The 21,581-nt window shown below is 70.3% G+C and carries 21 protein-coding genes; 8 read left to right on the top strand and 13 right to left on the bottom strand.

The window, feature by feature from the left end:
• Positions 1-15: 15 nt before the first annotated feature.
• Positions 16-402, bottom strand: coding sequence for a tetratricopeptide repeat protein (locus tag QN245_RS05265; RefSeq protein WP_317844733.1), 387 nt, complete (start codon positions 400-402; stop codon positions 16-18).
• 119 nt (positions 403-521) lie between these two features.
• Positions 522-1,646, bottom strand: coding sequence for a nucleoside hydrolase (locus QN245_RS05260; RefSeq protein WP_184447037.1), 1,125 nt, complete (start codon positions 1,644-1,646; stop codon positions 522-524).
• Between the two features lie 272 nt (positions 1,647-1,918).
• Between QN245_RS05260 and QN245_RS05255 the strand changes: the two genes are divergently transcribed.
• Complete coding sequence (locus QN245_RS05255) at positions 1,919-2,434, top strand: methyltransferase family protein (protein WP_160967606.1); 516 nt, start codon at positions 1,919-1,921, stop codon at positions 2,432-2,434.
• Between the two features lie 21 nt (positions 2,435-2,455).
• On the opposite strand, the gene QN245_RS05250 is transcribed toward QN245_RS05255, so the two are convergent.
• Positions 2,456-2,953 (bottom strand): hypothetical protein, encoded by a 498-nt coding sequence (locus QN245_RS05250; RefSeq protein ID WP_184645403.1) that lies wholly within the window; start codon positions 2,951-2,953, stop codon positions 2,456-2,458.
• Positions 2,954-3,078: 125 nt separating this feature from the next.
• Between QN245_RS05250 and QN245_RS05245 the strand changes: the two genes are divergently transcribed.
• Positions 3,079-3,621, top strand: a complete 543-nt coding sequence (locus tag QN245_RS05245) for an O-acetyl-ADP-ribose deacetylase (RefSeq protein WP_317844732.1) — start codon at positions 3,079-3,081, stop codon at positions 3,619-3,621.
• Between the two features lie 203 nt (positions 3,622-3,824).
• A complete protein-coding gene (locus tag QN245_RS05240; protein ID WP_317844731.1) occupies positions 3,825-3,977 on the top strand; it encodes a winged helix-turn-helix domain-containing protein in 153 nt (50 codons plus the stop codon).
• A gap of 149 nt (positions 3,978-4,126) precedes the next feature.
• On the opposite strand, the gene QN245_RS05235 is transcribed toward QN245_RS05240, so the two are convergent.
• The 7 genes from QN245_RS05235 to QN245_RS05205 all read right to left on the bottom strand — a co-directional run bounded on the left by QN245_RS05235 (position 4,127) and on the right by QN245_RS05205 (position 14,598).
• Positions 4,127-5,131 carry a class I fructose-bisphosphate aldolase gene (locus QN245_RS05235; protein WP_160967600.1) on the bottom strand — a complete coding sequence of 335 codons (1,005 nt, stop codon included), beginning with the start codon at positions 5,129-5,131 and terminating at the stop codon, positions 4,127-4,129.
• A 114-nt stretch (positions 5,132-5,245) separates the two neighbouring features.
• Entirely contained in the window at positions 5,246-6,661 is a 1,416-nt protein-coding gene (locus tag QN245_RS05230; protein WP_184447040.1) for an HD-GYP domain-containing protein, read from the bottom strand.
• Positions 6,662-6,764: 103 nt separating this feature from the next.
• On the bottom strand, positions 6,765-8,231 hold the full coding sequence (gene pyk / locus QN245_RS05225; RefSeq protein WP_160967596.1) for a pyruvate kinase: 1,467 nt from the start codon (positions 8,229-8,231) through the stop codon (positions 6,765-6,767).
• Between the two features lie 235 nt (positions 8,232-8,466).
• Positions 8,467-9,117: an HAD-IA family hydrolase gene (locus QN245_RS05220; RefSeq protein ID WP_184447041.1), complete on the bottom strand. Its 651-nt coding sequence runs from the start codon at positions 9,115-9,117 to the stop codon at positions 8,467-8,469.
• Positions 9,114-10,289 (bottom strand): phosphoglycerate kinase, encoded by a 1,176-nt coding sequence (locus QN245_RS05215; RefSeq protein WP_160967592.1) that lies wholly within the window; start codon positions 10,287-10,289, stop codon positions 9,114-9,116. Before QN245_RS05215 ends, QN245_RS05220 begins: the two co-directional genes overlap by 4 nt.
• Positions 10,290-10,495: 206 nt before the next feature.
• Positions 10,496-11,857, bottom strand: a complete 1,362-nt coding sequence (locus QN245_RS05210; RefSeq protein WP_317844730.1) for a DUF3999 domain-containing protein — start codon at positions 11,855-11,857, stop codon at positions 10,496-10,498.
• On the bottom strand, positions 11,854-14,598 hold the full coding sequence (locus tag QN245_RS05205; RefSeq protein ID WP_317844729.1) for a DUF2339 domain-containing protein: 2,745 nt from the start codon (positions 14,596-14,598) through the stop codon (positions 11,854-11,856). Before QN245_RS05205 ends, QN245_RS05210 begins: the two co-directional genes overlap by 4 nt.
• A 257-nt stretch (positions 14,599-14,855) precedes the next feature.
• Between QN245_RS05205 and QN245_RS05200 the strand changes: the two genes are divergently transcribed.
• On the top strand, positions 14,856-15,932 hold the full coding sequence (locus QN245_RS05200) for a methyl-accepting chemotaxis protein (protein WP_184645391.1): 1,077 nt from the start codon (positions 14,856-14,858) through the stop codon (positions 15,930-15,932).
• A 291-nt stretch (positions 15,933-16,223) separates the two neighbouring features.
• On the top strand, positions 16,224-16,685 hold the full coding sequence (locus QN245_RS05195; protein WP_184447044.1) for a hypothetical protein: 462 nt from the start codon (positions 16,224-16,226) through the stop codon (positions 16,683-16,685).
• A gap of 238 nt (positions 16,686-16,923) precedes the next feature.
• On the opposite strand, the gene gap is transcribed toward QN245_RS05195, so the two are convergent.
• Positions 16,924-17,925 (bottom strand): type I glyceraldehyde-3-phosphate dehydrogenase, encoded by a 1,002-nt coding sequence (gap, locus tag QN245_RS05190; RefSeq protein WP_152236154.1) that lies wholly within the window; start codon positions 17,923-17,925, stop codon positions 16,924-16,926.
• 160 nt (positions 17,926-18,085) lie between these two features.
• Here gap and QN245_RS05185 point away from each other — a divergent pair, with 160 nt between their 5' ends.
• From QN245_RS05185 to QN245_RS05175, 3 genes are all read left to right on the top strand, one after another.
• Positions 18,086-18,715, top strand: a complete 630-nt coding sequence (locus QN245_RS05185; protein WP_160965450.1) for an OmpW/AlkL family protein — start codon at positions 18,086-18,088, stop codon at positions 18,713-18,715.
• A 243-nt stretch (positions 18,716-18,958) separates the two neighbouring features.
• Positions 18,959-19,579 (top strand): OmpW/AlkL family protein, encoded by a 621-nt coding sequence (locus tag QN245_RS05180; protein WP_167088020.1) that lies wholly within the window; start codon positions 18,959-18,961, stop codon positions 19,577-19,579.
• Positions 19,580-19,719: 140 nt separating this feature from the next.
• Complete coding sequence (locus tag QN245_RS05175; protein ID WP_317844728.1) at positions 19,720-20,532, top strand: S1/P1 nuclease; 813 nt, start codon at positions 19,720-19,722, stop codon at positions 20,530-20,532.
• Positions 20,533-20,623: 91 nt separating this feature from the next.
• Here QN245_RS05175 and trxC read toward each other — a convergent pair whose 3' ends face one another.
• Together trxC and QN245_RS05165 are read right to left on the bottom strand one after the other, a co-directional pair.
• Positions 20,624-21,067, bottom strand: a complete 444-nt coding sequence (gene trxC / locus QN245_RS05170; protein ID WP_317844727.1) for a thioredoxin TrxC — start codon at positions 21,065-21,067, stop codon at positions 20,624-20,626.
• Positions 21,064-21,543, bottom strand: coding sequence for an OsmC family protein (locus QN245_RS05165; protein WP_160965442.1), 480 nt, complete (start codon positions 21,541-21,543; stop codon positions 21,064-21,066). The genes trxC and QN245_RS05165 overlap by 4 nt, the downstream gene beginning before the upstream one ends.
• Positions 21,544-21,581 lie beyond the last annotated feature (38 nt).

The following is a 21,581-nucleotide window of genomic DNA, read 5'->3' as shown; positions in this document are numbered from 1 at the left end:
ATCGGCGCGGCATCGCTAGTGCGCGTGCGGATCGAAGTACGCCGTCCATGACACCGCGGCGGCGCGCAAGCTCGCCGCCTGCCGGAACGCGGCCCTGGCCTCGGCCTCCTGGCCCGCGTTGAGCAAGGCCACGCCGAGGTTGAAGTAGGTATTGCGATCGTCGGACCGCAGGCGCACGGCGCGGCGCAGGACGGTCAGCGCCCGCCGGTAGTGCCCGCGATCGCACAACACCGCGCCCAGGCAGGTGAGTGCGCCGGGATCGGCCGGCGCCGCCCTGCCCGCGGCGCGCAACAGCGCCTCGGCCTCGGCCAGCAGCGCATCGGCACGCTGCGGATCCTGGAACGCCGACATGGCCAAGGCCTTCGCCTGCGCGAGGCGGTCATCGGGCGAGGACGCGCTCATGCGGGAAGAGCCCAGACCGGCGCCCCGCCTGCGCCGCATGCGAGCGGCATGGACACAGGTCGGCTGCGCACCACGACGCCGCGCCTTGCACCGGACTGCACATCCGCGTGCGCCATGCCTCAGCCCGGCAGCGGCGCGCCCAGCGCCGGCGGCTGCGGCGCGGTCAGGCGCTCTACCAACAACTCTTCGATGGCCGCCACGTCGACCTCGCGCACCACCTGCTGCGCCTGCTCGCCCAGGCCCGGCTGGTAGCCCGGCGCCCACGACAGGATGTCGCCGTAGCCGGCGCCGAACTCGGTGTTGGTGTCCACGTACAGGGTCTCGCTGACGGTGGCCAGTTCCGGGCGCAGCCACAGCGCGGTGGCCAGTTCGTCCCACATCGGGAAGCCCGGCTCGCGCCGGCGCAACGCATGCCCGATCGGCGTGTCGGCGGCGCTCATCCGCGCCAGCAGCTGCGGGGTCAGTTCGGTGGCGGTGGACGGATCCACCGGCACCATCACCATGCGCCGCCACGGCGAACGCATCACGATGCTAGCCGCCTCCGGATCCCAGCGGATGTTGAACTCGCGCCGCGGCGAATTGACGAACTCGCGCGCAAACTGCGCCGCCGACACGCTGTCGCGGCGCTGCCGCGGGTTGAGGCTGCCGCCCATGTAGACCAGTTCCTTGGCCAGCGAGGCGAAGTCCGGGTCCAGCCGCTGCGCCAACGCCAGGTTGGTCAACGGCCCGGTGGCGACGATGCTGACCTCGCCGGGGAACTCGCGCACCTTGCGGATCATGAACAAGGCGGCCGGCTCGCTGGCCGCCTGCACCACGGTGGGATTGCCCAGCGGCAGGTCCGGGACCACGTCGTGCGCGTGGTAGCGCGGCGCGCTCTGCACCGTGTCGTGCTCGACCCATTGCTTGGTCCAGGCGCCCTTCCACAGCAGCTTGCCGTACAGCGCTTCCCAGCGCTCGGTGGCCAATTCGCTGTTGAGCAGCGGGAACACCGGGCCGGGCAACACCGGCACCTCGCCGCGCCCGGCGATTTCCAGCAGCCGGCGCGTATGCGCCAGCGCCTCGTCGCGCCAGATGTTGCCGCTGACCACCGAGATGCCGAGCACCTCGACCTCGGGCGATTGCAGCAACAGCAGCTGCGCCGGGGTGAAGCCGTCGATGTCGTCCTCGAGGATGACCCGGCGGCGTGGGGCGATGGCGGATGAGGACGCGAGAGTGTTGGCGGTGCTGGTGGAGGCGATCGGCATGAGGCGTGAAAGCGGATGGCGGAACGGAAACGGGACACGATCGGCGCGCAAGGACAGCGGTCGAGGTGGACGGATCCGGCACGTCGAAACTCAAGCGCGTGCGACGTGCCGCGTGGGCGCTAGGGTAATCGGTTTACGTGCACTGCCACGCGCGCGATACGCCGCCGGGCGCTGTCGGGCCGCGCTCGCGGCATCCGTGACGCGCTCGCGCGCGAACGCCGTGGGCAGCCGCGTAAACTTGCGCGGCCGCAACCAGACCAGGGAAGGACTTCATGCACGAACGAACCGACCGCACCGATCCACCGCCCGTACGCGCGCAGGCGCGCGTGCCGCTGCTGGTGCGCACGACCTCGCCGGCGCATTTCCTGCTGGCGCTGCTGCTCGGCGCCAGCCTGCAGCACGCGCTGCCCTTGCCGCTGCCGCAGGGCGCCGCCCTGGCCTGGCTGCAGTTGGGCGGCGGCGTGGTCGCGCTCGCCGGCCTGCTGCTGGCGTGCTGGTGCTTCGTGCTGTTCGCGCGCGGCCGCACCACCCTGCTGCCCGAGCGCGCACCTTCGCAGTTGGTCTGCCACGGGCCGTATCGGCATACCCGCAATCCGATGTACGTCAGCCTGACCCTGAGCTACCTCGGCCTGAGCGTGCAGATCGGCTGGCCGTGGTCGGCGCTGCTGCTGCCGTTGCCGCTGCTGGCCTTGCAGTGGGTGGTGATCCCCTACGAGGAGGCCCGCCTGCGCGAGCGCTTCGGCAGCGCCTACGACCGCTACTGCGCGCAGGTGGCGCGCTGGCTGTAGCCGTCGCCACGGGGGTTCGCCTCAACGCAGCAGCCACCAGGCCGCTGCCGCGACCAGCAGCAGCGCCAGCAGCACCCAACGCCAGGCCCCGCCGCGGTCGCCGGCCACCACGGTCGAAGCAGCGCCCAGCGTCGGCGCCGACCGCAGATGCCGCTGCACCATCTCCAGGGCCTCGCGCAGCGACATGTCCGGGTAGTGCTCGAACACCAGCTTGGCGGCCTTGCGCCGCTCGCCGCGGCGCAGCGCCAGTTCCGCCGCCGGCGGCAGCCGCCGTTCCTCGGCCACGGCCGGCGCGTGCGCCTCGGCCGTGGTGTCCGGCCTCGCCGCCGCGCCGGAGGCATGGCGGTCGAGCAGGTCCGTCACCGAGCGCGCCGCGCCGTCCAGCAGCCAGGCGTCGACCTGCTCCTTGGCGCTGCGCAGATCCATGCCGCTGTGCGTCCGCAGCAGCTTGATCGCCTTGATGATCTGGCCCTGCGCGATGGCCTCGGCGACCTGCGGTGGCGGCGGATTCGGGTTCATGTCGCAGGTGCTGAGATGGGAGCGCGCCAGTCTTGCCGCTGGCCGGTTAAGCGGCTGTGGCAATGCGCGACGGCAGTGGCGACACCCTCACGTGTCCATCATTCGGCTCCCCTAAAGATCGGCGTATGGACATCGAAATCTGGCAAGGCGACATCACCCAACTCGACGTGGACGCGATCGTCAACGCCGCCAACGAGTCCCTGCTCGGCGGCGGCGGCGTGGACGGCGCCATCCACCGTGCCGCCGGCCCGGACCTGCTGGAAGAATGCCGGCGCCTGCCGGAACTCAAGCCGGGCGTGCGTTGCCCGGTGGGCGAGGTTCGCGCCACTGCGGGCCACCGGCTCAAGGCACGCCACGTGCTGCACACGGTGGGCCCGGTGTGGCGCGACGGCGCCCACAACGAACCGGCCCTGCTCGCCAACTGCTACTGGCGCGCCCTGCGCCTGGCCGAACAGATGGGTCTGCACTCGGTCGCCTTCCCGGCGATCAGCTGTGGCGTCTACGGCTACCCGCTGCACCAGGCCGCACGCATCGCGGTCACCGAGACCGACGCCTGGCAGCGCGCGCATGCGGTGCCCAAGCGGATCATCCTGGTGGCCTACAACGACGCCACCACCAAGGCGTACCGACAGGCGCTGCGCGACATGCAGTGCGCCACCGCGGCCTGAGCGGCCGATTGCTGGCGGGGCCCAGCCGAGCATCTTCATCCCAAGCGCCCGCATCAAGCGCCTGACCATGCGATGCCTGCGCTCCACCCGATCGCAGGCATCGTCGATCGTCTGCAATGGCGGCGGCACCGCGCACTGCGGCATTCCCCCGATACCGTGTCGTGGGACGCCGTAAAGAGTGACTGCGCGCCAAAGCGCTGGGCGTGAACGTCCTCGAGTACGACCGGCGCCGACTCGACACGCAGATGTACCGCTTGCGGCGCCGCGTGGAAGAGATCAGCGGACGCCCGTTGCCGGTGAAGACCCTGCGCAACAGCGGCTACCGCTTCCACGCGCCGGCCGCGTTGGCGCCCTGAGCGCAGTGCGGCGTTTTTTCTACGCACGCCCTATCGCTGGCGTCAGCGCTGCGAAAGCACCTCTGCGCGCATCATCCGCACGACACTGGGCCTCAAAACGAAAAACGCCGGCGATGCCGGCGTTCTTCGTAGGCGGTGTCAGGGAGGGCTCAGCCCTGCCACTTGCCCAGCGCGGCCAGGCCGTTTTCCTTGGCGCGCTCGTACACCACCTGCTGCGCCTTGGCGAAATTGCCCTTCATGTCCTGCGCCCACAGCTTCAGCGCGGCCTGCTGCATGGCGCGGCCATAGGAGAAGCTCAGCGGCCACGGCAGGTTGCCGAGCTGGTTCATCGCGTTGAGGTGCGCGGTGGACTGCTCGTCGGTCTGGCCGCCGGACAGGAACACGATGCCCGGCAGGATCGCCGGCACGGTGCTCTTGAGGCACATCACGGTGGACTCGGCCACTTCCTCGACGCTGGCCTGCTCATCGCAGTCCTTGCCGGCGATGACCATCGACGCCTTGAGGATGGTGCCTTCCAGGACCACGTTCTGCTCGTACAGCGCGCCGAACAGCGAACGCAGCGTGGCTTCGGTGACTTCGTAGCAGGTCTCGATGTCGTGGTCGCCGTCCATCAGCACCTCCGGCTCCACCATCGGCACCAGGCCCTGCTCCTGGCACAGCGCGGCGTAGCGGGCCAGCGCATGCGCGTTGGTCTCGATGCACACGCCGGACGGAATGTCCTCGCCGATGGTGATGACCGCGCGCCACTTGGCGAAGCGCGCACCGAGCTTGTAGTACTCCTCCAGGCGTGCGCGCAGGCCGTCCAGGCCTTCGGTGATCAGCTCGCCCGGCATGCCGGCCAGTGGATGCGTGCCCTTGTCGACCTTGATGCCGGGGATGATGCCGTGCTCGGCCATGTACTTGGCGAACGGCACGCCGTCCTTGGTCTTCTGGCGGATGGTCTCGTCGTACAGGATCGCGCCGGAGATGTGGTCGCCCAGCTTCGGCGTGGTCAGCAGCAGCTCGCGGTAGGCACGGCGGTTCTCTTCGACATTCTCGATGCCCACGCCGGCGAAGCGCTTGGCGATCGTGCTGGTGGATTCGTCGATCGCGATGATGCCCTTGCCCGGGGCGACCATTGCCTGTGCGGTTTCGGCAAGCTGTTCGATGCTCATACGGTTCCTGATGGCTGCAACGGGGGAACCCCCAGTATACCGGGCCGGCCTGCATGCATTCCGTTACCGCCAGCGCTGCAAGCGGTTACAGGCGTAGACCGCATTCGGTCGGCTTCAGCCAAGCGCGTCCGTCATCGCCTCGCACTGCGCCTCTTCGTCGACCTGCGCCGTCTGCAGCGGCGCAGCGCCCGCGGCTGGTGCCGGTGCCGGCGGATGCACGGCCTGCACCGCCGGCAGTGCGATGTCCAGCGCATCGAGCACGGGCCGCCAGTCGTCGGCGCTGCGCGCGCGGCGGTGCGCCAGCAACGCGGCATGGCGGCGGAGCCCGGGCAGTTGCCAGCGCAACTCGCAGCAGATGCGATCGACCTCCTCGGCCGCCTCCGGCGCGGCGATCAGCCACGGCAACTGCTCGACCATCTTGCCGGCACCGGAATCGTGGATGGCCATGATGTAGCCGACGATCAGCAGCAGCAGGTGTTGCAGGGCCGCGCGCTCGTCTTCGCGCAGGTCGCCGCCGCGCTGCAGCCGCAATACCTCGTCGCGAGCCTGTTCCAGGCCGTCGAGCGAGGCCGCCACCACCTCCCGAAGGTGCTGCGGGTCGTGCGTCGGCGCCGGCTCCAGCGCGCAATCGCGCAACCGCTCGGTCAACAGATCGACCACGTCGCGCGGGAACTGCCCGGGCACCATGCGCAGCGCGATGCGCATCCGCGCCAGCGCGTGCGCATGGCCGTGCTCGCGTTCGAGCAAGGCATCCAGCGCTTCGGCGCAGGAGATCAACCGGCCCAGCGGCGACAGCACTGGCGCGCCGACCGGATAGCCGGAGCCGTCGATGCGCTCGTGATGCTCGCGCGCGGCAGCGGCCTGCTGCGCCGAATACACGCCGGATTCGCCCAGCAACGCGGCGCTGATCACCGGATGCACGCAATGCATGCGCCACTGCGCGAAATCCTGCTGCGCTTCCGGCAGCTCCAGCACCGCCGGATCCACGTACATCTCGCCGAGATCGTGCAGCAGGCCGACCTCCGCCGCCTCGCGCATCGCCGCGTCCGAGCGCGACAGCAGCGCCGCCAGCCAGGCCACCAGCATCGCCGCCCGCACCGCGTGCGAGAACGCGGCCGGTCGGGTCTGGCCGAGCGTGGTCAGCAAGGTGCCGGGCGCGCCCAGCGTGCGGGCACGGGCCAGCGCGGTCATGACCGATTGCACGTCGTCGCCCAGCAGCACGCGCAGGTGCGGGTGTTCGTCCAGCTCGCGCTGCGCGGCCAGTTGCACTTCGCTCGGGCGCAGCTCCTCGCAGAACGCCAGCGAGGATTCCAGCGGGCGCAGCAGGCGCCGCGCGATCAGGCGTTCGCGCAGGCCGGCATTGATGCGCTGGCCCTTGGCGACCAGCAGGATGCCGCGGCGGTCGCGGATGTCCTCGGTGACCACAAGCTCGCGCGTGGCCGAGGCCTGGATCAGGTGTTCAAGACAATGCGTGCCGGGGCGCTCGGGCAGTTCCAGCCCGAGTTCGGCGTGCGCGCTCGTGGACGTCATAGGGAATCGCGATCAGGGAACGATGGATGCCGCGCCGTTCCATGCGCGATCGAGCAGGTGTTGCCGACGGTGCGGCGGCCTTGGCCGCCGCACCGCGTGTCCTTCAGAGTTCGCCGAGGCCGCTGGCGCGGCCGTCCGGGCCGACTTCGAGCAGGCGCAGGGTGTTGGTGGCGCCGTGGGTTTCCATGTGCTCGCCGCTGGTGAACACCACGCGGTCGCCCGGCGCCAGCAGGCCGGCCTCGACCAGCACGCGGATCGCGCCGCGCGCGGCCTCGCGCGGGGTCAGGCCGCGGCTGTCGAAGTTGATCGGGAACACGTCGCGCATCATCGCCATGTGCCGGCGCGCGCCGTCGTGGCGGGTCACCGCGAAGATCGGCGCCTTGGCGCGGAAGCGCGACAGGTAACGCGGGGTGCCACCGGATTCGGTCATCGCCACGATCGCGCGCACGCCCACGTGCTGGGACAGGAACATCGTGGCCATGGCGATGGCCTGGTCGGCGCGCTCGAGGTTGCGCGGGGCCATGCCGAAGTCGGTTTCGGTTTCGAACTGGCGCTCGGCGCCCAGGCAGATGCGCGCCATCGCCTCGACCGCACGGATCGGATAGGCGCCGGCGGCGCTCTCGGCCGACAGCATCACCGCGTCGGTGCCGTCGATCACCGAGTTGGCCACGTCCAGCACTTCGGCGCGGGTCGGGATCGGGCTCTCCACCATCGACTGCAGCATCTGCGTGGCGGTGATCACCACTTTGTTCTGCGCCAGCGATTCCTTGATGATCTTCTTCTGCAGGCCCGGCAGTTCGGCGTCGCCGATTTCCACGCCCAGGTCGCCACGCGCGACCATCACCACGTCCGAGGCCTCGACGATCTCGCTGAGGTTCTCGATCGCCTCGGTACGCTCGATCTTGGATACCAGCGCCGCGTCGCAGCCGTGCGCGCGGGCGATGCGCCGCGCCTCGTTCATGTCCTCGGCGTTGCGGCAGAACGAGACCGCGATGAAGTCCACGCCGATCTTGGCGACGATGCCGATCAGTTCCTTGTCGCGCTCGGTCAGCGCGCCCAGCGACAGACCGCCGCCCTGCTTGTTCAAGCCCTTGCGATCGGACAGCACGCCATCGTTGAGCACGCTGGTGACGATGCGCTCGCCATTAACCTCGACCACCTGCAGCTGCACCAGGCCGTCGTCCAGCAGCAGCACGTCGCCGGCGGCCACGTCCTGCGGCAGGCCCAGGTAGCTGACCCCGACCTGGGTCGCATCGCCGGGCGCGGCGTTGGGGTCGGCGATTAGGTCGAAGCGGTCGCCGAGCTTGAGCGAGACCTTGCCCTGGGCGAAGCGCTCGATGCGGATCTTCGGACCCGGCAGGTCGGCGAGGATGCCGATCTCGGCGCCGACGCGGGCCGCGGCGGCACGCACTTCGGCGGCGCGCTTGGCCTGGCCGGACGGATCGCCATGGCTGAAGTTCAGCCGCACCACATTGACGCCGGCGCGGAACAGATCCTCGAGCACGCCGGGCGGGTCGGTGGCCGGACCGAGGGTGGCGAGAATCTTGGTGCGGCGCTGGCGTTCGATCATGACGGCATCCTTGGAAAAGCGCTCAAAGCTAGCACACGCGCCCATCACACGGCATGGCATTTCGGCATAGACGCACGCGCGGCCCGGCATAGCGACCGGACAATGCGGGACAGTATGTGGTCACGCCACGCCCGCAGACGCCGGCCTGCGGACGTTGCAGCGGCGATCGCAGCGTGCGCCATGCCGTGCATGGCGCCCCTCGCATGCGCCGGACACGCCGACGCATGCAGGGGCCTCAGGCCGCGACCAGCGCCGGCAACTGCGCCGGCGTCTGCGCCAGGACATCGGCGCCGGCCTGGCGCAGTTCCTCGGCATCGCCGAAGCCCCACAGCACGCCGATGCTGCGCATGCCGTGGTGGCGCGCGCCGTCGATGTCCATGCGCCGGTCGCCGATCATGCGGCACTGCGCCGGCACGACAGAGAGCCGCCGCAGCGCCTCGGCGATCAGCTCGGGCTTGGCCCGGCGCGCACCGTCGTCGCTGGCGCCGATCACGTCCTCGAAGCGGGCGCCGAACGGCAGATGCTCGACGATGCGGCGCGCGAAGCGCTCGTTCTTCGAGGTCACCACCGCCAGGCGGTGGCCGGCCGCGGCGATCGCCTCCACCGCTGCGCCGATGTCCGGAAACACCGTGTGCTCGCGCCAGCCGTGGCTGTCGTAGCGGCTGCGGTACAGCGTCAGCGCCCGCTCCACCAATGCCGCGTCGTCGGGGAAGTGCTGCTGGAAGCTGTCGCGCAGCGGTGGGCCGATCCAGGCGCGCAACTGCGCCGGCGTCGGCAGCGGCTGCCCCAGTTCGGCAAAGGCATGGCGCAGGCTGCCGACGATGCCGGCCTCCGAGTCGACCAGGGTGCCGTCCAGGTCGAAGAACAGAACGTCGGCGGCGCTCACGCGCCGCGCGCCTGCAGTGCGGCCACCGCCGGCAGGGTCTTGCCTTCCAGGAACTCCAGGAACGCGCCGCCGCCGGTGGAGATGTAGCTGACCTGCTCGGCGATGCCGTACTTGTCGACCGCGGCCAGGGTGTCGCCGCCGCCGGCGATGGAGAACGCCGGCGACGCGGCAATCGCCCGCGCCAGGGTCTCGGTGCCCTTGCCGAAAGCGTCGAATTCGAACACGCCGACCGGGCCGTTCCAGACCACGGTACCGGCCTTGGCGATCAGGTCGGCGTAGTGCGCAGCGGTCTGCGGGCCGATGTCCAGGATCAGGTCGTCGTCGGCGACGTCGGTGACGGCCTTCACCGTGGCCTCGGCATCAGGCATGAACTGTTTGGCCACCACCACGTCGCTCGGCAGCGGGATCGCCGCGCCGCGCGCGTTGGCGTCGGCCACGATCTTGCGCGCGGTCTCGAGCAGGTCCGGCTCGCACAGCGACTTGCCCACCGCATGCCCGGCCGCGGCGATGAAGGTGTTGGCGATGCCGCCACCGACGATCAGCTGGTCGACCTTGTCCACCAGATTGGACAGCAGCTCCAGCTTGGTCGAGACCTTGCTGCCGGCGACGATCGCCAGCAGCGGCTTGGCCGGCTGTTCCAGCGCCTTGGCCAGCGCATCCAGCTCGGCCATCAGCAGCGGGCCGCCCGCAGCCACTGGCGCGAACTTGATCACGCCATGGGTGGACGCCTGCGCGCGGTGCGCAGTGCCGAACGCGTCCATCACGAACACGTCGCACAACGCCGCGTACTTCTTCGCCAGGGCCTCGTCGTCCTTGCCCTCGCCGACGTTCATGCGGCAGTTCTCCAGCAGCACGATCTGCCCCGGCTGCACGTCCACGCCATCGACCCAGTCGCGGATCAGCGGCACGTCGACGTCGAGCAGCGCGGCCAGTCGGATCGCCACCGGCTCCAGCGAATCCTCCTGGGTCCACACGCCTTCCTTGGGCCGGCCGAGGTGAGAGGTCACCATCACCGCCGCGCCCTGCTCCAGTGCGTGCTTGAGCGTCGGCACCGAGGCCAGGATGCGCTGCTCGGAGGTGATCAGGCCATTGTCGATCGGCACATTCAGGTCTTGCCGGATCAGCACGCGCTTGCCGGACAGGTCGAGATCGGTCATTCGCAGGATGGACATGTGATTGCTCGCTTTCGTGGGGTTGCAAAGGGAAAACAGCGCCAGCCACGCAGTATCGGCGTCGGCTGCGGAACGCCGGGTGCACGGACGCCGGCCGAGCGCCGCGCGGCGGTCAAACCGGCATTGTCCGGCGTCGGCCGCACAGCGGCAAATCGCGGTGGTGCGGTGCCGCGCACGGTACAGCGTGCGCGCCATCGCCGGATCGGTCAGCCCGTGCCGTCGGCGGCGCCGGGTTTGCGCAGCAGGCTCAGTGCGAAGCCGACCACCAGCAGCGCACCGCCGACCAGCAGCGCCCACAGCAGCCAGGTCTTCCAGTCGCGCGGCGGCGGCGGCGCCTGCAACGCCGCAGCGCCGGCCAGCGGCTGTGCGGCGCCGAGGCTGGCGGTGGCCGGCGCCCATTGCGGCCCGCGCTGAACATGCAAGGCCTGCAACGCGGCGGCCAACGGCGCCTGCGCACGCTGGGTACGCGCACTGCCGGCAGCCAAGGCATACGGCGGCGCGCCCTGCGCCAGGAACACCAGCGTCTCCGGCTGATAGCCCAGGCGCAGCGCCGGCCGCTGCCGGCCCGGGTCCTGCGCCGCGAACAGCCGCCAGTAGCGGTCGCGTACCGGCGCGGTCAGCGCCTGCGGCGGCGAGCGGCTGCCGCCACCGACCTGGTAGGCCAGCCACGGACCGGCGCGATCCTGCCAGGGCGCCTCGGCGCTGTCGCGGCTCTGCACGCGCCATTCGATCGCGTTGTTGCCGGGCAAGGCGACGTCCACGCGCGTCACCGGGTAGCGGCCCGGCGACACGAAGGCGTAGCTGTGCTGCGCGGGGTCGGTGCTGACTGCGTCCAGTTGCTGCCAATGCCAGTCGGCGGCCACCGGCGCGGGCGCCAGCTCGGCCTCCACCCCGGTCAGCGGCGGCGCGCTGGCGCCGGCCAGCGGCAGCAGGCGCAGGTAGCGCAGCTGCCGGCCGATGGGGATGCGCAGTTGCTGCAGCCGGTGTCCCTGGTTGCTGAGGTCGACCAGGGTCGCATCCGCCACCAGCACCTCCCAGTCGCGCAGGTCGTCGCTGCCCTCGACCCGGTAGCGCGCCTGCTGCGGCTGCGCGGCGGCGGCCCATTGCAGCGACACCGCGCGCAACGGTGCGTGCAGCGCGCTGGCGTCGACCAGCCAGCCTGCGCCGGCGTCGGCTTCACCACTGGCCACGCGGGTCTGGATGCGGCGCACGCTGCCGTCACGGTCGCGTTCGGCGATCAGCTCCAGGTCCGGTGTGCGCCCATCGCGCGAGGCCGGCAGCGGAAACCACGGCAACGGCTGCCGGCGCGGCGTGGTCTCGGCCTGCTCGGCGGCGAACAAGGCGGCCGGCAACGGATCGCCCGCCGCGTTGAACACCTCCACGTCGCCCAACGAGGCGCGCTGCGCGCTGCGGTAGACCGCATCGTCGAGCTGCACGCGATAGGCCCCGGCATCGGCGTCCTGCAGGGTCAGCGGCCACTGCTGGGCGTAATCGTCGCGCTGGCTGGCGGCGAAGGCGCACAGCGGCAGCCAGGCCAGCAGCAACGGACACAGCGCACGTCGGATCATGGGATGGCCTCCTCGGCCGGTTCGGCGGCGCGCGGCGGTGCCGGCGCCAGATAGCCGACCACGGTACACAACAGCCCGTAAGCGATGAACGACGCGATGCCGGCGACGTTGCCGAGGTTGCCGCGGTCCACCAGCAACAGCTTGCCCAGCACGACCGCCATCAGCACCGCACCGGCCAGCCACAGCCCGCGCTGGCCGCGCCGCGAGCCCAGCACCCAGCCGAGCACGCCCAGCACGCTCCAGACCACGGTCAGGCTGGTCTGCGCCACCCCATTGCCCAACACGCCGGGCCACGGCACCGCCGCCCAATAGTGCACCGCATGCAGGGTGACGCTGGTGATCCACAGGAACCCGGCGCCGGCCAGCAGGTGCGTGCGCCAGGGACGCAGCAGCGCCGGCAGTTCGGGGCTGCGGGTCCAGCGCACGCCGAGCACCAGCAGCGCCAGTTGGGTCAGTTCCAGCGGGTTGAGCACCGGCACCCACGGCAGCGGCGCGCTGCTGCCAGGCCGGCCCAGGCTGTACAGCCAGGCCACCGCGAGCAGGCCGAAGTAGGTGCTCTGCAAGGCCGTGCGCCACGGCGCGAACGCCGCGCCCAGCGGCGCCGCCAACCAGGTCCAGCGCCACAGCGACAGCGCCGCGACCAGCAGCCAGGGCGCCACCAGCAGCATCCAGCGCCAGCCGGCGGCGAGACCGCTGTGCAGCGCCAGCCAGCCGCACAGCAAGGTGGCCACGATCGGCCACACCAGCCACCACACGTACTGCGCCGCGCGCGCCACGCCGCCGCCACTGTCGCGCAGGCACAGCAGGCTGCGCACGCCGAGCACGGCGTACAGCGCCCAGGCCCAGGCGCCATGCCCGGCAAACGGTTGCCCGTGCGCATCGGCCTGCCAGGCCGCCAGCGGCACCGCCAGCGCCAGGCTGCCCAGCGTGGTCGCGGCCAATGCCGGTGCCGGCCAGCGCCGCTGCGCTTCGGCGGCGAGCCAGCCGCTGACCGCGACCCAGGCCAGCAACACATCGGCACGCGCATCGGTGTCGACGAACCGCAGGATCTCGGCAACGCCGATGCCGCACCACCAGGCCAGCCCCCACAGGTAGTAGCCCAGCGCCGGCAGCGCGGCACGCTCGCGGCGGTAGCACCAGGCGCTGACGAAGCCGGCCAGAGCCAGCAGCAGCGCGCTCATGAAGGTGGCATTGACGATCGCCTGGGTGTCCTGCGCCACCGCGTCCAGGCCCACGGTGAAGCCGAACGCGGCCGCCAGTTGCAGGCCGGCGCCGCTGAGCTGCGGCAGCCAGCGCCGCTGACGCAGGCCCAGCCACACCAGCGCCGCGCCCTCCAGCGCGAACACGCTGGCGGTGGCCCGCGCGGACAGCGCCAACGGCACCGCCAGCGTGGCGAAGCCCACCGCCAGCACCGCATACGCCTGCCCCAGCAGCGCGAAGCGCGCGCGCCGGATCAGCGCCGCCGCCAGCAGCGCATAGATCGCCGCCAGGCCCAGCGCGCAGAAGGCCAGCGGCAGGCGCTCGCCGCGCAGCAGACCGGCCTGCAGCGAGAACGCGATCAGCGGCGTGCCGAACAGCAGGCTGCCGTCGATCAGCGTGCTGCGCGTGGCCTCCTGGCGCCGCGCGTACAGGATCGGGATCAGCAGGTAGAAGGCGAAGAACAGCAGCAGGAACGGCTCGGTGCTGGCGAACTTGTCCGGCCGGTACTGCAGCACGCCCCACAGCGTGCCGATGCCGAAGGTGAAGCCGAACCCGAGCAGGTTCAGCACCCGCCACGGCCGGTACCAGGCGATCGCGAACACCGCCGCGTTGAGCAGCGCGTAGTAGGAGAACAGCGCGACGTGGTTGCCGCTGCCGGTGGACAGCCACAGCGGCGCGAGGAAGCCGGCCAGCGTGCCCAGCACCGCCAGCGTGCGCGACTCCTGCGCCACCGCCAGCACGCACATGCCCGCGACCAGCGCGACGCTCAGCGCCAGCGCCGCGCCGGCGGGGATCAGCCCGGACAGCTTGAACGCGGCAAACACGGTCAGCAGCAGCACGCCGATCGCCCCGCCCTGCAGGGCCAGCGCAAAGCTGCGCTTGCGCGTGCGCTGGCGCCAGCCGAAGGCCAGGCCGGCCAGCGACGCGGCGGCGATGCCGGCATAACGCAACTCGATCGGCATGCGCAGCCAGCCCTGGTCGCCGGCGTACTTCAGCAGCGCGGCGACGCCGGCCAGCAGCACCAGCATGCCGATCTTGACCGGGACGTTGCCCTCGGTGAACCAGCGTTTGATCCCGCCCAGCAGCCGCTCGATCGGATCCGGCCGATGCAGCGCAGCGATCGCGGCGCTGGCGGCGGCGCGCGCCTGCGCCTGCTCCCGCTCGGCCTGTTCGACGGCGGCGGCCAGCGTCGCGAAATCGTCGGCCTGCGGCGGCACCGGCAAGGGCGGCGGCAGCGGCGGCGGCACGCCGGCATCCTCCGCGACCTGGTGCGGACGCGCGAGGTCGAGGGACGCCGCGATCGGCAGGCCCTCGGCCTCCACCTCGGGTTCGGCGGCAGCATCGGGCTTCCCGGCCGCGGCCGCGGCCACGGGGCCGGCCCAGGCCGTCGCAGGCGGCACCGGGGCGGCGGCCATCCGTGCGACCTGCGCCTCCAACGCGGCGAGCCGCTGGCGCAGACGCGATTGCCCCACCAGCGTCACGATCAACAGCACCGGCACCGCCAGCACCGCCAACACCACCAGCACGATCAACATCTCCATTCGACTCGCATCTCCACAGCGGTGGTGCGGCGCCACAAGGCGCCCATCCGGTGTCCGGCAGCGCCGGACCTGGCGCAGATGGTAGACGAGTTCGGTGCCGGCATCGGTCCGCGAACGCGGCCGCAACCCAGGCAGGGCAAGGCACGACGTTCCGACGGACGGTCTTCACGCCACCCTCAAGGCGTTAGCTCGACGGCCGCTACACCCCTTACCACGTCGTGCGTCTGCTGTTCCCTCCCACCCCACCGGCAGCATGAATGAACCTACCCGCCCACCCCGCCGACGCGGGGATCGATGACCATATCCGCGCGGTCGTCGGCCTGTCCGACCAATTGCTCGGCCAGCTGCGCCGCTCGTTGCAGGGCATCGACGCGATCAACCGCACTACCCACATGATCTCGATGAACGCGCGCATCGAATCGGCGCGGATCGGCGCCGCCGGACGTGGCTTCAGCGTCATCGCGCAGGAAATGGACGGGCTGTCGCGACGCGTGGCCGAAGCCACGCAGGACCTGGACAAGGTCGCCGCGCGCACCAGTGCGGAGATGCGGCAGACGCTGGGCCGGCTGCAAGACGACGTGCGCCGCACCCGGCTCAGCGAACTGGCGCTGAGCAACATCGACCTGATCGATCGCAACCTCTACGAGCGCAGTTGCGACGTGCGCTGGTGGGCCACCGACGCCGCGGTCGTGGCGGCGGCACGCGCCGACAGCGACGCCGATGCACTGGCCTACGCATCGCGGCGCATGGGCCAGATCCTGGATTCGTACACGGTTTACTTCGACCTGATCCTGGCCGGCAGCGATGGCCGCATCCGCGCCAACGGCCGGCCGCGGCAGTTTGCCTCGGTCGGCAGCGACGTCTCCGCACAACCGTGGTTCGAACACGCCATGCGCACCCGCAGCGGCGAGGACTTCAGCTTTCAGGGCGTGCACCCCAGTGCGCTGGCCGATGGCGAGCGGGTGCTGGTGTACGCGTGCACGGTCCGCGAGGGGGGCCGCATCGATGGCCGCGTGCTCGGCGTGCTGGGCATCGTGTTCCGCTGGGACGCACTGGCGCAGACGATCGTGCAGCGCACGCCGCTGTCCGAATCCGAATGGGGCCGCAGCCGCGTCTGCATCGTCGACGCGCAGGGCCAGGTGCTGGCCGACTCGGCCGGACGCATGCTGCAGGAGCGGCTCGACTTCGACGGCCGCGAGGCCTTGTTCAAGCAACCGCGCGGCGCGTTGCTGATCGACCTCGATGGCCGGCCGCACTGCATTGCGCATGCCGCCTCGCCCGGCTACGAAACCTACCGCACCGGCTGGCACTCGCTGATCCTGCAGGCGCTGTAGTCGGTACACGACGCACCGCGTCCTGCGCAAAAAGCGGCAGCGGATCACAGGGCAGTGCGTGCTGTGTCGGCACGATGCGCAGGCAACGCCATGCCGCATCGCGTTCGCGATCCGGCCACGAGCATCGCCGACACAGGTGTCGTCGCTGCCTGAACGCCGCTGCATGCCGTATTGACGGCGTCATTTCGCCATGCCTAAGCTCGTTGCGCCGCGCTGATGCCGGACCGACGCATCGCCTCGACGCGACCGGTGCACGCTGGATTGCAGACGCCACTCCCCAGGTAAACGGACATGACCATGAAACCCTTTCGCACCCTGCTGATCTCGACGCTGCTGGCCGCGTCCTTCGCCGCTCCCGCCCTGGCCGAAAAGGTCGACAATCCAGCGCTCTACACCCCTGATGCGGTCAAGAAGAACATCGTCATCGGCAAGACCACCAGGGAGCAGGTGCGCGCCATCTATGGCGAGCCCACCTATGTCTCCAGGACCTCCGGGAAAGAAGGCGGTTACGAGAAGTCTTGGAGCTATCGCCCCAGCGAATCCCACGGCGAGAAGGCGCGCAAGACCGCCACCGGCCTGCTGAAGCGCATGCTGCCCGGTTACTACACCGGCCCTGCGGTCAACGAGGCGCAGGAGCATGGTGTCGGCGCGCGCAACGTCAAGTCGTACGACCTGGAAGTGGAGTTCGATGCCAAGGGCGTAGTCACCGATTACCAGCAGAGCGAAAGCAACGTCTCCAAGGACGCGCTGTAACGGCGGCTGAGACGGAGCCGGTGCTCATCGCGCCGTCTCCATCCGCAGCAGTCGGGCCGCCGTCGCGACGGCAAAGCCCATCACGCCACGCCCTATCACAGCAAAAAGGAGCGCCGATGCGCTCCTTTTTGTTTGCGTCCGTTCGCGGTGTCGCGGGCGTTCGACCGGCGGCGGCACGCCGCCGCGGTCGATGCCACAAGGCCGCGCCGTCCGCACTCGGCGAACGACGCCAGGCGTCTTACTTCGCCACCACCTTGACCATTTCCAGGCACTTGTTGGAGTAGCCCCACTCGTTGTCGTACCAGGACACCAGCTTGACAAAGGTGCTATCCAGGGCGATGCCGGCATCGGCATCGAAGATCGAGGTGCGTGCGTCGCCGCGGAAATCGGTGGCCACCACCTTGTCCTCGGTGTAGCCGAGAATGCCCTTCAGCGCGCCTTCGCTCTGCGCCTTCACTTCGGCGCAGATCTCGGCGTAGGTGGCCGGCTTCTCCAGTTCCACGGTCAGGTCGACCACCGACACGTCCGAGGTCGGCACGCGGAAGCTCATGCCGGTGAGCTTCTTGTTCAACTCCGGGATCACCACGCCGACCGCCTTGGCCGCGCCGGTGCTGGACGGAATGATGTTCTCCAGGATGCCGCGGCCGCCGCGCCAATCCTTGTTGCTCGGGCCGTCCACGGTCTTCTGGGTGGCGGTGGCGGCGTGCACGGTGGTCATCAGGCCACGCTTGATGCCCCACTTGTCGTTGATCACCTTGGCCAGCGGCGCCAGGCAGTTGGTGGTGCAGCTGGCGTTGGAGACGATGGCCTGGCCGGCATAGGTGCTGTCGTTGACGCCGTAGACGAACATCGGCGTGTCGTCCTTCGAAGGCGCCGACAGGATCACCTTCTTGGCGCCGGCGTCCAGATGCTTCTGCGCGGTTTCCTTGGTCAGGAACAGGCCGGTGGATTCGATCACCACGTCCACGCCGACCTCGCCCCACTTCAGCGCCGCCGGATCGCGTTCCTGGGTCAGGCGGATCTTCTTGCCGTTGACCAGCAGGTGGCCGCCGTCGACCGACACCTCGCCCTCGAAGCGGCCGTGCACGGAGTCGTACTGCAGCATGTAGGCCAGATAATCCGGCTCCAGCAGGTCGTTGATGGCGACGATCTCGATGTCGCTGCCGAAATTCTGCACCGCCGAGCGCAGCACGTTGCGCCCGATGCGACCGAAACCGTTGATGCCGACCTTGATTGCCATTTCAGTAGCTCCTGCGGCCGCGCCTGGCGCGGCGGATGGAAGGGGAAATCCCATTCTAGCAGGCCAGCCGCGCCCCGCCGGACACGCCGGTTTGATCAGGATCAAGGCGCCACGGTGCCCCGCGCCGGACACTGCGCCCACACCCAACCGAGACTCCACCATGCGTACCCCCTCCCCCTTCCTGCTCACCGGCCTGGCCGCCGCCCTGACCCTGTGCGCCCTGCCGGCGCTGGCGCAGTCGCAAGGCGACTGGACCATCGGCATCGGCGCCCACCAGGTCAATCCGAAGTCCGACAACGGCGCGTTGGCCGGCGGCACCCTGCCGCTGCGCATCGACAGCAACATCCGCCCGACGGTGACCTTCGAGTATTTCGTGCAGCAGAACCTGGGCGTGGAAGTACTGGCCGCGCTGCCGTTCGAGCACGACATCAGCGTCAAGGGCGTGGGCAAGGTCGGCAGCACCAAGCATCTGCCGCCGGTGGTGTCGCTGCAGTACCACTTCAACAGTGCCGGCAAGGTCTCGCCGTTCGTCGGCGCCGGCCTCAACTACACCACCTTCTTCAGCGAGAAGACCACCGGCGCGCTGGCCGGCAGCAAGCTCAAGCTGGACGACTCCTGGGGCCTGGCCGCGCACGCGGGCGTGGACATCGCGCTCACCGAAAAATCGGCGCTGCGCGTGGACATGCGCTGGATCGACATCGACAGCAAGGTGAAGGTCAACGGCAGCGACCTGGGCACCGCGCACATCGATCCGCTGGTGTACGGCCTGGCCTACGTGATGAAGTTCTGAAAAGGCTCCGGCGCCGCCGCCATGTGCGACGGCGCCGACAGGACTGGCGCCGTTCGCCGCGGTGGCGCCATCCCGGGCACCGGTCGGGCGCCAGGTCGGCAGCGGCCACGCACGCGGACACGCCGGCCGCAGCGCGTCCGCGGCGCTTCTCTGGCAGACTACGCGCCACACGGATGTGGATCGGCGCCCGCCGGGCCGACACCGGGTTCGCATCCGCCCACTCGTCGTCCACCGGGGTCTCCCATGCCGCCACGCCTGTTCCGTCGCCTTGCCGTCGCCGCCATCGCCAGCATCGCCCTGCCCGCTGCGGCGCAATCGGCCGGCCATTTCACCACCAGCTACGGCCTGCACGGCATGGTGCCGGGCGGCTCCAACGGCACGCTGCGCGGCAGCGACCAGCGCTTCGACGCCGACACCGCGCCGGCCGTGTCGTTCAGTTACGAGTACTTCTTCCGCGGCAACCTCGGCCTGGAGATCCAGGGCCTGGTCGGCCAGCAGAAGATCGGCGTGGACCGCGGCGGCGATATCGGCAGCGCCTGGATGCTGTCGCCCACCATCTCGCTGCAATACCACTTCAACGGCAACGGCGACATCTCCCCGTTCGTCGGCGCCGGCCTCAACTACACCGCCTTCCTCGGCAGCGACGGCAAGGGCGCATTTTCGTCCAATGACGTGAAGTTCAAGGACAGCGTCGGCCCGGCGCTGCATACGGGCGTGGACTTCGCCGTGGGCGAGCGCAGCGCGATCCGCGTGGACGCGCGCTGGACCGGCATGCGCAGCGACGTGGAGGTCGATGGCAGCAAGCTCGGCAAGGCCAAGCTCGATCCGGTCACCTACGGCGTCGCCTACCTGATGTATTTCTGAGCCAGCGCATCGGGCCGCGTCCAAGGCGGCCCTGGGCAGCCGGCACACCTGCCGCGCCACGTTGTCGCCACGCTGAGCCGCAGCGCAACGGACCCGGCGCGGGTCATGGCCGCGTCGTCGTCGCCGGCTAGAATCCGCGCATGAAAACCTCTTCCCTCGTTTGCACCGCGCTTGCCGCGGCCCTCGCCGCCGCGCCGTCCGCCGCTTTCGCCTGGGGCCCGCTGGGCCACCGCCTAGTCGCCGATCTCGCCGACACCCAACTCACCCCGGAAGCCCGCGCCCAGGTCCAGGCCCTGCTGCAGGGCGAACCCGAACCGACCCTGGCCGGCGTGGCCAACTGGGCCGACCAGCTCCGCGAACACGATCCCGACCTGGGCAAGCGCAGCGCGCGCTGGCACTACGTCAACCTGGCCGAGAACGACTGCCACTACGAACAGACCCGCGACTGCCCGGACGGCAACTGCGCGGTCGAAGCGCTGCGCCGCCAGGCCGCGATCCTCGCCGATCGCAGCCAGCCGCAGGCCGCGCGCGTGCAGGCACTGAAGTTCGTCGTGCATTTCGCCGGCGACGTGCAGCAGCCGCTGCATGCCGGCTACGCCCGCGACAAGGGCGCCAACACCGTGCAGATCCAGTTCGATGGCAAGGGCACCAATCTGCACGCGCTGTGGGACAGCGGCCTGCTGCGCAGCCGTGGACTCGACGAACAGGCCTACCTGGCCGAGCTGGAAAAGCAGCCGTTACCGGCGCCGTCCCCGGCCGGCAGCGCACTGCCGCCGCCAGCGGCCGCCTGGGCCGAGGCCTCCTGCAAGATCATGATGCGCCCGGGCTTCTATCCGCCTGGCGCCAAGCTGCCGGCCGATTACGTGACGACCTGGCGCCCGGTCGCCGAGGCGCAATTGCGCCAGGCCGGCGCCGACCTGGCGGCAACATTGAACGCAGCGCTGGGCAAGTAAGCGCGGCGCACAGGGTAGGAGCGGCTTCAGCCGCGATGGGCTTGCCTGGGAAAGCACATCGCGGCTGAAGCCGCTCCTACAAGAGCACTTCTTACGCCACGCCCAGCTGCGCCCGCACCCAGCGCACGATCTCGGCGGTGCCGATGGCGCCGCTGTGCCGGCCGAGTTCGCGTCCCTGCCGCAGGAGAATCAGCGTCGGAATGCTGCGAATCCCGAAGCGCCCGGCCAGCGCCGGCTGCGCGTCGCTGTCGAGCTTGCCCAGGCGCAATTGCGGCTCCAGTTGCGCCGCAGCAGCGGCGAAATGCGGGGCCATGGTCCGGCACGGGCCGCACCACGGCGCCCAGACGTCCACCAGCAGGGGAAGATCGCTGCGTTCGGCATGCGCGGCCAAGTTGTCCGCAGTCAGCGTCACCGGCGTGGCGTCGAACAAACCGCGATGGCAGCGCCCGCACTGCGGCGACGCCGACAGCTTCTCGCCCGGCACGCGATTGAGCGCGGCGCAGTGCGGGCAGGCGACATGCAGCGGCTCGCTCATGCCCCGGCCTCGATGCTCTTGTCACCGAGCAGCACGGTGCCCTGCGCATCCTTGACGGTGACCTGCACGTCGATGCCCTGGCGCACGCTCTGGGTGACCACGCAGAACTGCTCGAACTGGGCGAGGATCCGCTCCAGTTGCGCGTAGTCCTGGTTGGCGCCGGGCAACTGCAGTTCCACCGATGCCTGCGGAATGCGCCAGAACCCCTCCGGATTGCGCATCGGCGTGGCGGTGATGTGCGCGACCACACCGGCCGGATCGTTCTTGTACTTGCGCATCGCGAACAACAGGCTCGCCGCCAGGCAATTGGCGATGCCGGCCAGCAGGATGCGCGTGGGATTGGGGCCGCGCTCCTGGCCCAGCGGCGCGGCTTCGTCGCTCAGCCAGGGCTCCAGCGCGGTTTCGTCGAAGCGGATACGGAACGCGAAGTCCGTGTCCTGCTCCAGGGTGACGCGGATCGGATCGCCGATGGGCATGGCGGAGGCTCCACTGCGAAGAAGGGACTTGCGACTCT

The organism is Xanthomonas rydalmerensis (assembly GCF_033170385.1).
GTDB classification, from domain to species: domain Bacteria; phylum Pseudomonadota; class Gammaproteobacteria; order Xanthomonadales; family Xanthomonadaceae; genus Xanthomonas_A; species Xanthomonas_A rydalmerensis.
The sequence above is the reverse complement of the archived record's forward strand: the minus strand, read 5'-3'. Positions and strand labels throughout refer to the sequence as shown.

Excerpts from the sequence above, each read along its gene's own strand:
- QN245_RS05265 (WP_317844733.1), bottom strand. The coding sequence starts at position 402 with ATGAGCGCGTCCTCGCCCGATGACCGCCTCGCGCAGGCGAAGGCCTTG.
- QN245_RS05260 (WP_184447037.1), bottom strand. The coding sequence starts at position 1,646 with ATGCCGATCGCCTCCACCAGCACCGCCAACACTCTCGCGTCCTCATCC.
- QN245_RS05255 (WP_160967606.1), top strand. The coding sequence starts at position 1,919 with ATGCACGAACGAACCGACCGCACCGATCCACCGCCCGTACGCGCGCAG.
- QN245_RS05250 (WP_184645403.1), bottom strand. The coding sequence starts at position 2,953 with ATGAACCCGAATCCGCCGCCACCGCAGGTCGCCGAGGCCATCGCGCAG.
- QN245_RS05245 (WP_317844732.1), top strand. The coding sequence starts at position 3,079 with ATGGACATCGAAATCTGGCAAGGCGACATCACCCAACTCGACGTGGAC.
- QN245_RS05235 (WP_160967600.1), bottom strand. The coding sequence starts at position 5,131 with ATGAGCATCGAACAGCTTGCCGAAACCGCACAGGCAATGGTCGCCCCG.
- QN245_RS05230 (WP_184447040.1), bottom strand. The coding sequence starts at position 6,661 with ATGACGTCCACGAGCGCGCACGCCGAACTCGGGCTGGAACTGCCCGAG.
- pyk (WP_160967596.1), bottom strand. The coding sequence starts at position 8,231 with ATGATCGAACGCCAGCGCCGCACCAAGATTCTCGCCACCCTCGGTCCG.
- QN245_RS05215 (WP_160967592.1), bottom strand. The coding sequence starts at position 10,289 with ATGTCCATCCTGCGAATGACCGATCTCGACCTGTCCGGCAAGCGCGTG.
- QN245_RS05210 (WP_317844730.1), bottom strand. The coding sequence starts at position 11,857 with ATGATCCGACGTGCGCTGTGTCCGTTGCTGCTGGCCTGGCTGCCGCTG.
- QN245_RS05205 (WP_317844729.1), bottom strand. The coding sequence starts at position 14,598 with ATGGAGATGTTGATCGTGCTGGTGGTGTTGGCGGTGCTGGCGGTGCCG.
- QN245_RS05200 (WP_184645391.1), top strand. The coding sequence starts at position 14,856 with ATGAACCTACCCGCCCACCCCGCCGACGCGGGGATCGATGACCATATC.
- QN245_RS05195 (WP_184447044.1), top strand. The coding sequence starts at position 16,224 with ATGACCATGAAACCCTTTCGCACCCTGCTGATCTCGACGCTGCTGGCC.
- gap (WP_152236154.1), bottom strand. The coding sequence starts at position 17,925 with ATGGCAATCAAGGTCGGCATCAACGGTTTCGGTCGCATCGGGCGCAAC.
- QN245_RS05185 (WP_160965450.1), top strand. The coding sequence starts at position 18,086 with ATGCGTACCCCCTCCCCCTTCCTGCTCACCGGCCTGGCCGCCGCCCTG.
- QN245_RS05180 (WP_167088020.1), top strand. The coding sequence starts at position 18,959 with ATGCCGCCACGCCTGTTCCGTCGCCTTGCCGTCGCCGCCATCGCCAGC.
- QN245_RS05175 (WP_317844728.1), top strand. The coding sequence starts at position 19,720 with ATGAAAACCTCTTCCCTCGTTTGCACCGCGCTTGCCGCGGCCCTCGCC.
- trxC (WP_317844727.1), bottom strand. The coding sequence starts at position 21,067 with ATGAGCGAGCCGCTGCATGTCGCCTGCCCGCACTGCGCCGCGCTCAAT.
- QN245_RS05165 (WP_160965442.1), bottom strand. The coding sequence starts at position 21,543 with ATGCCCATCGGCGATCCGATCCGCGTCACCCTGGAGCAGGACACGGAC.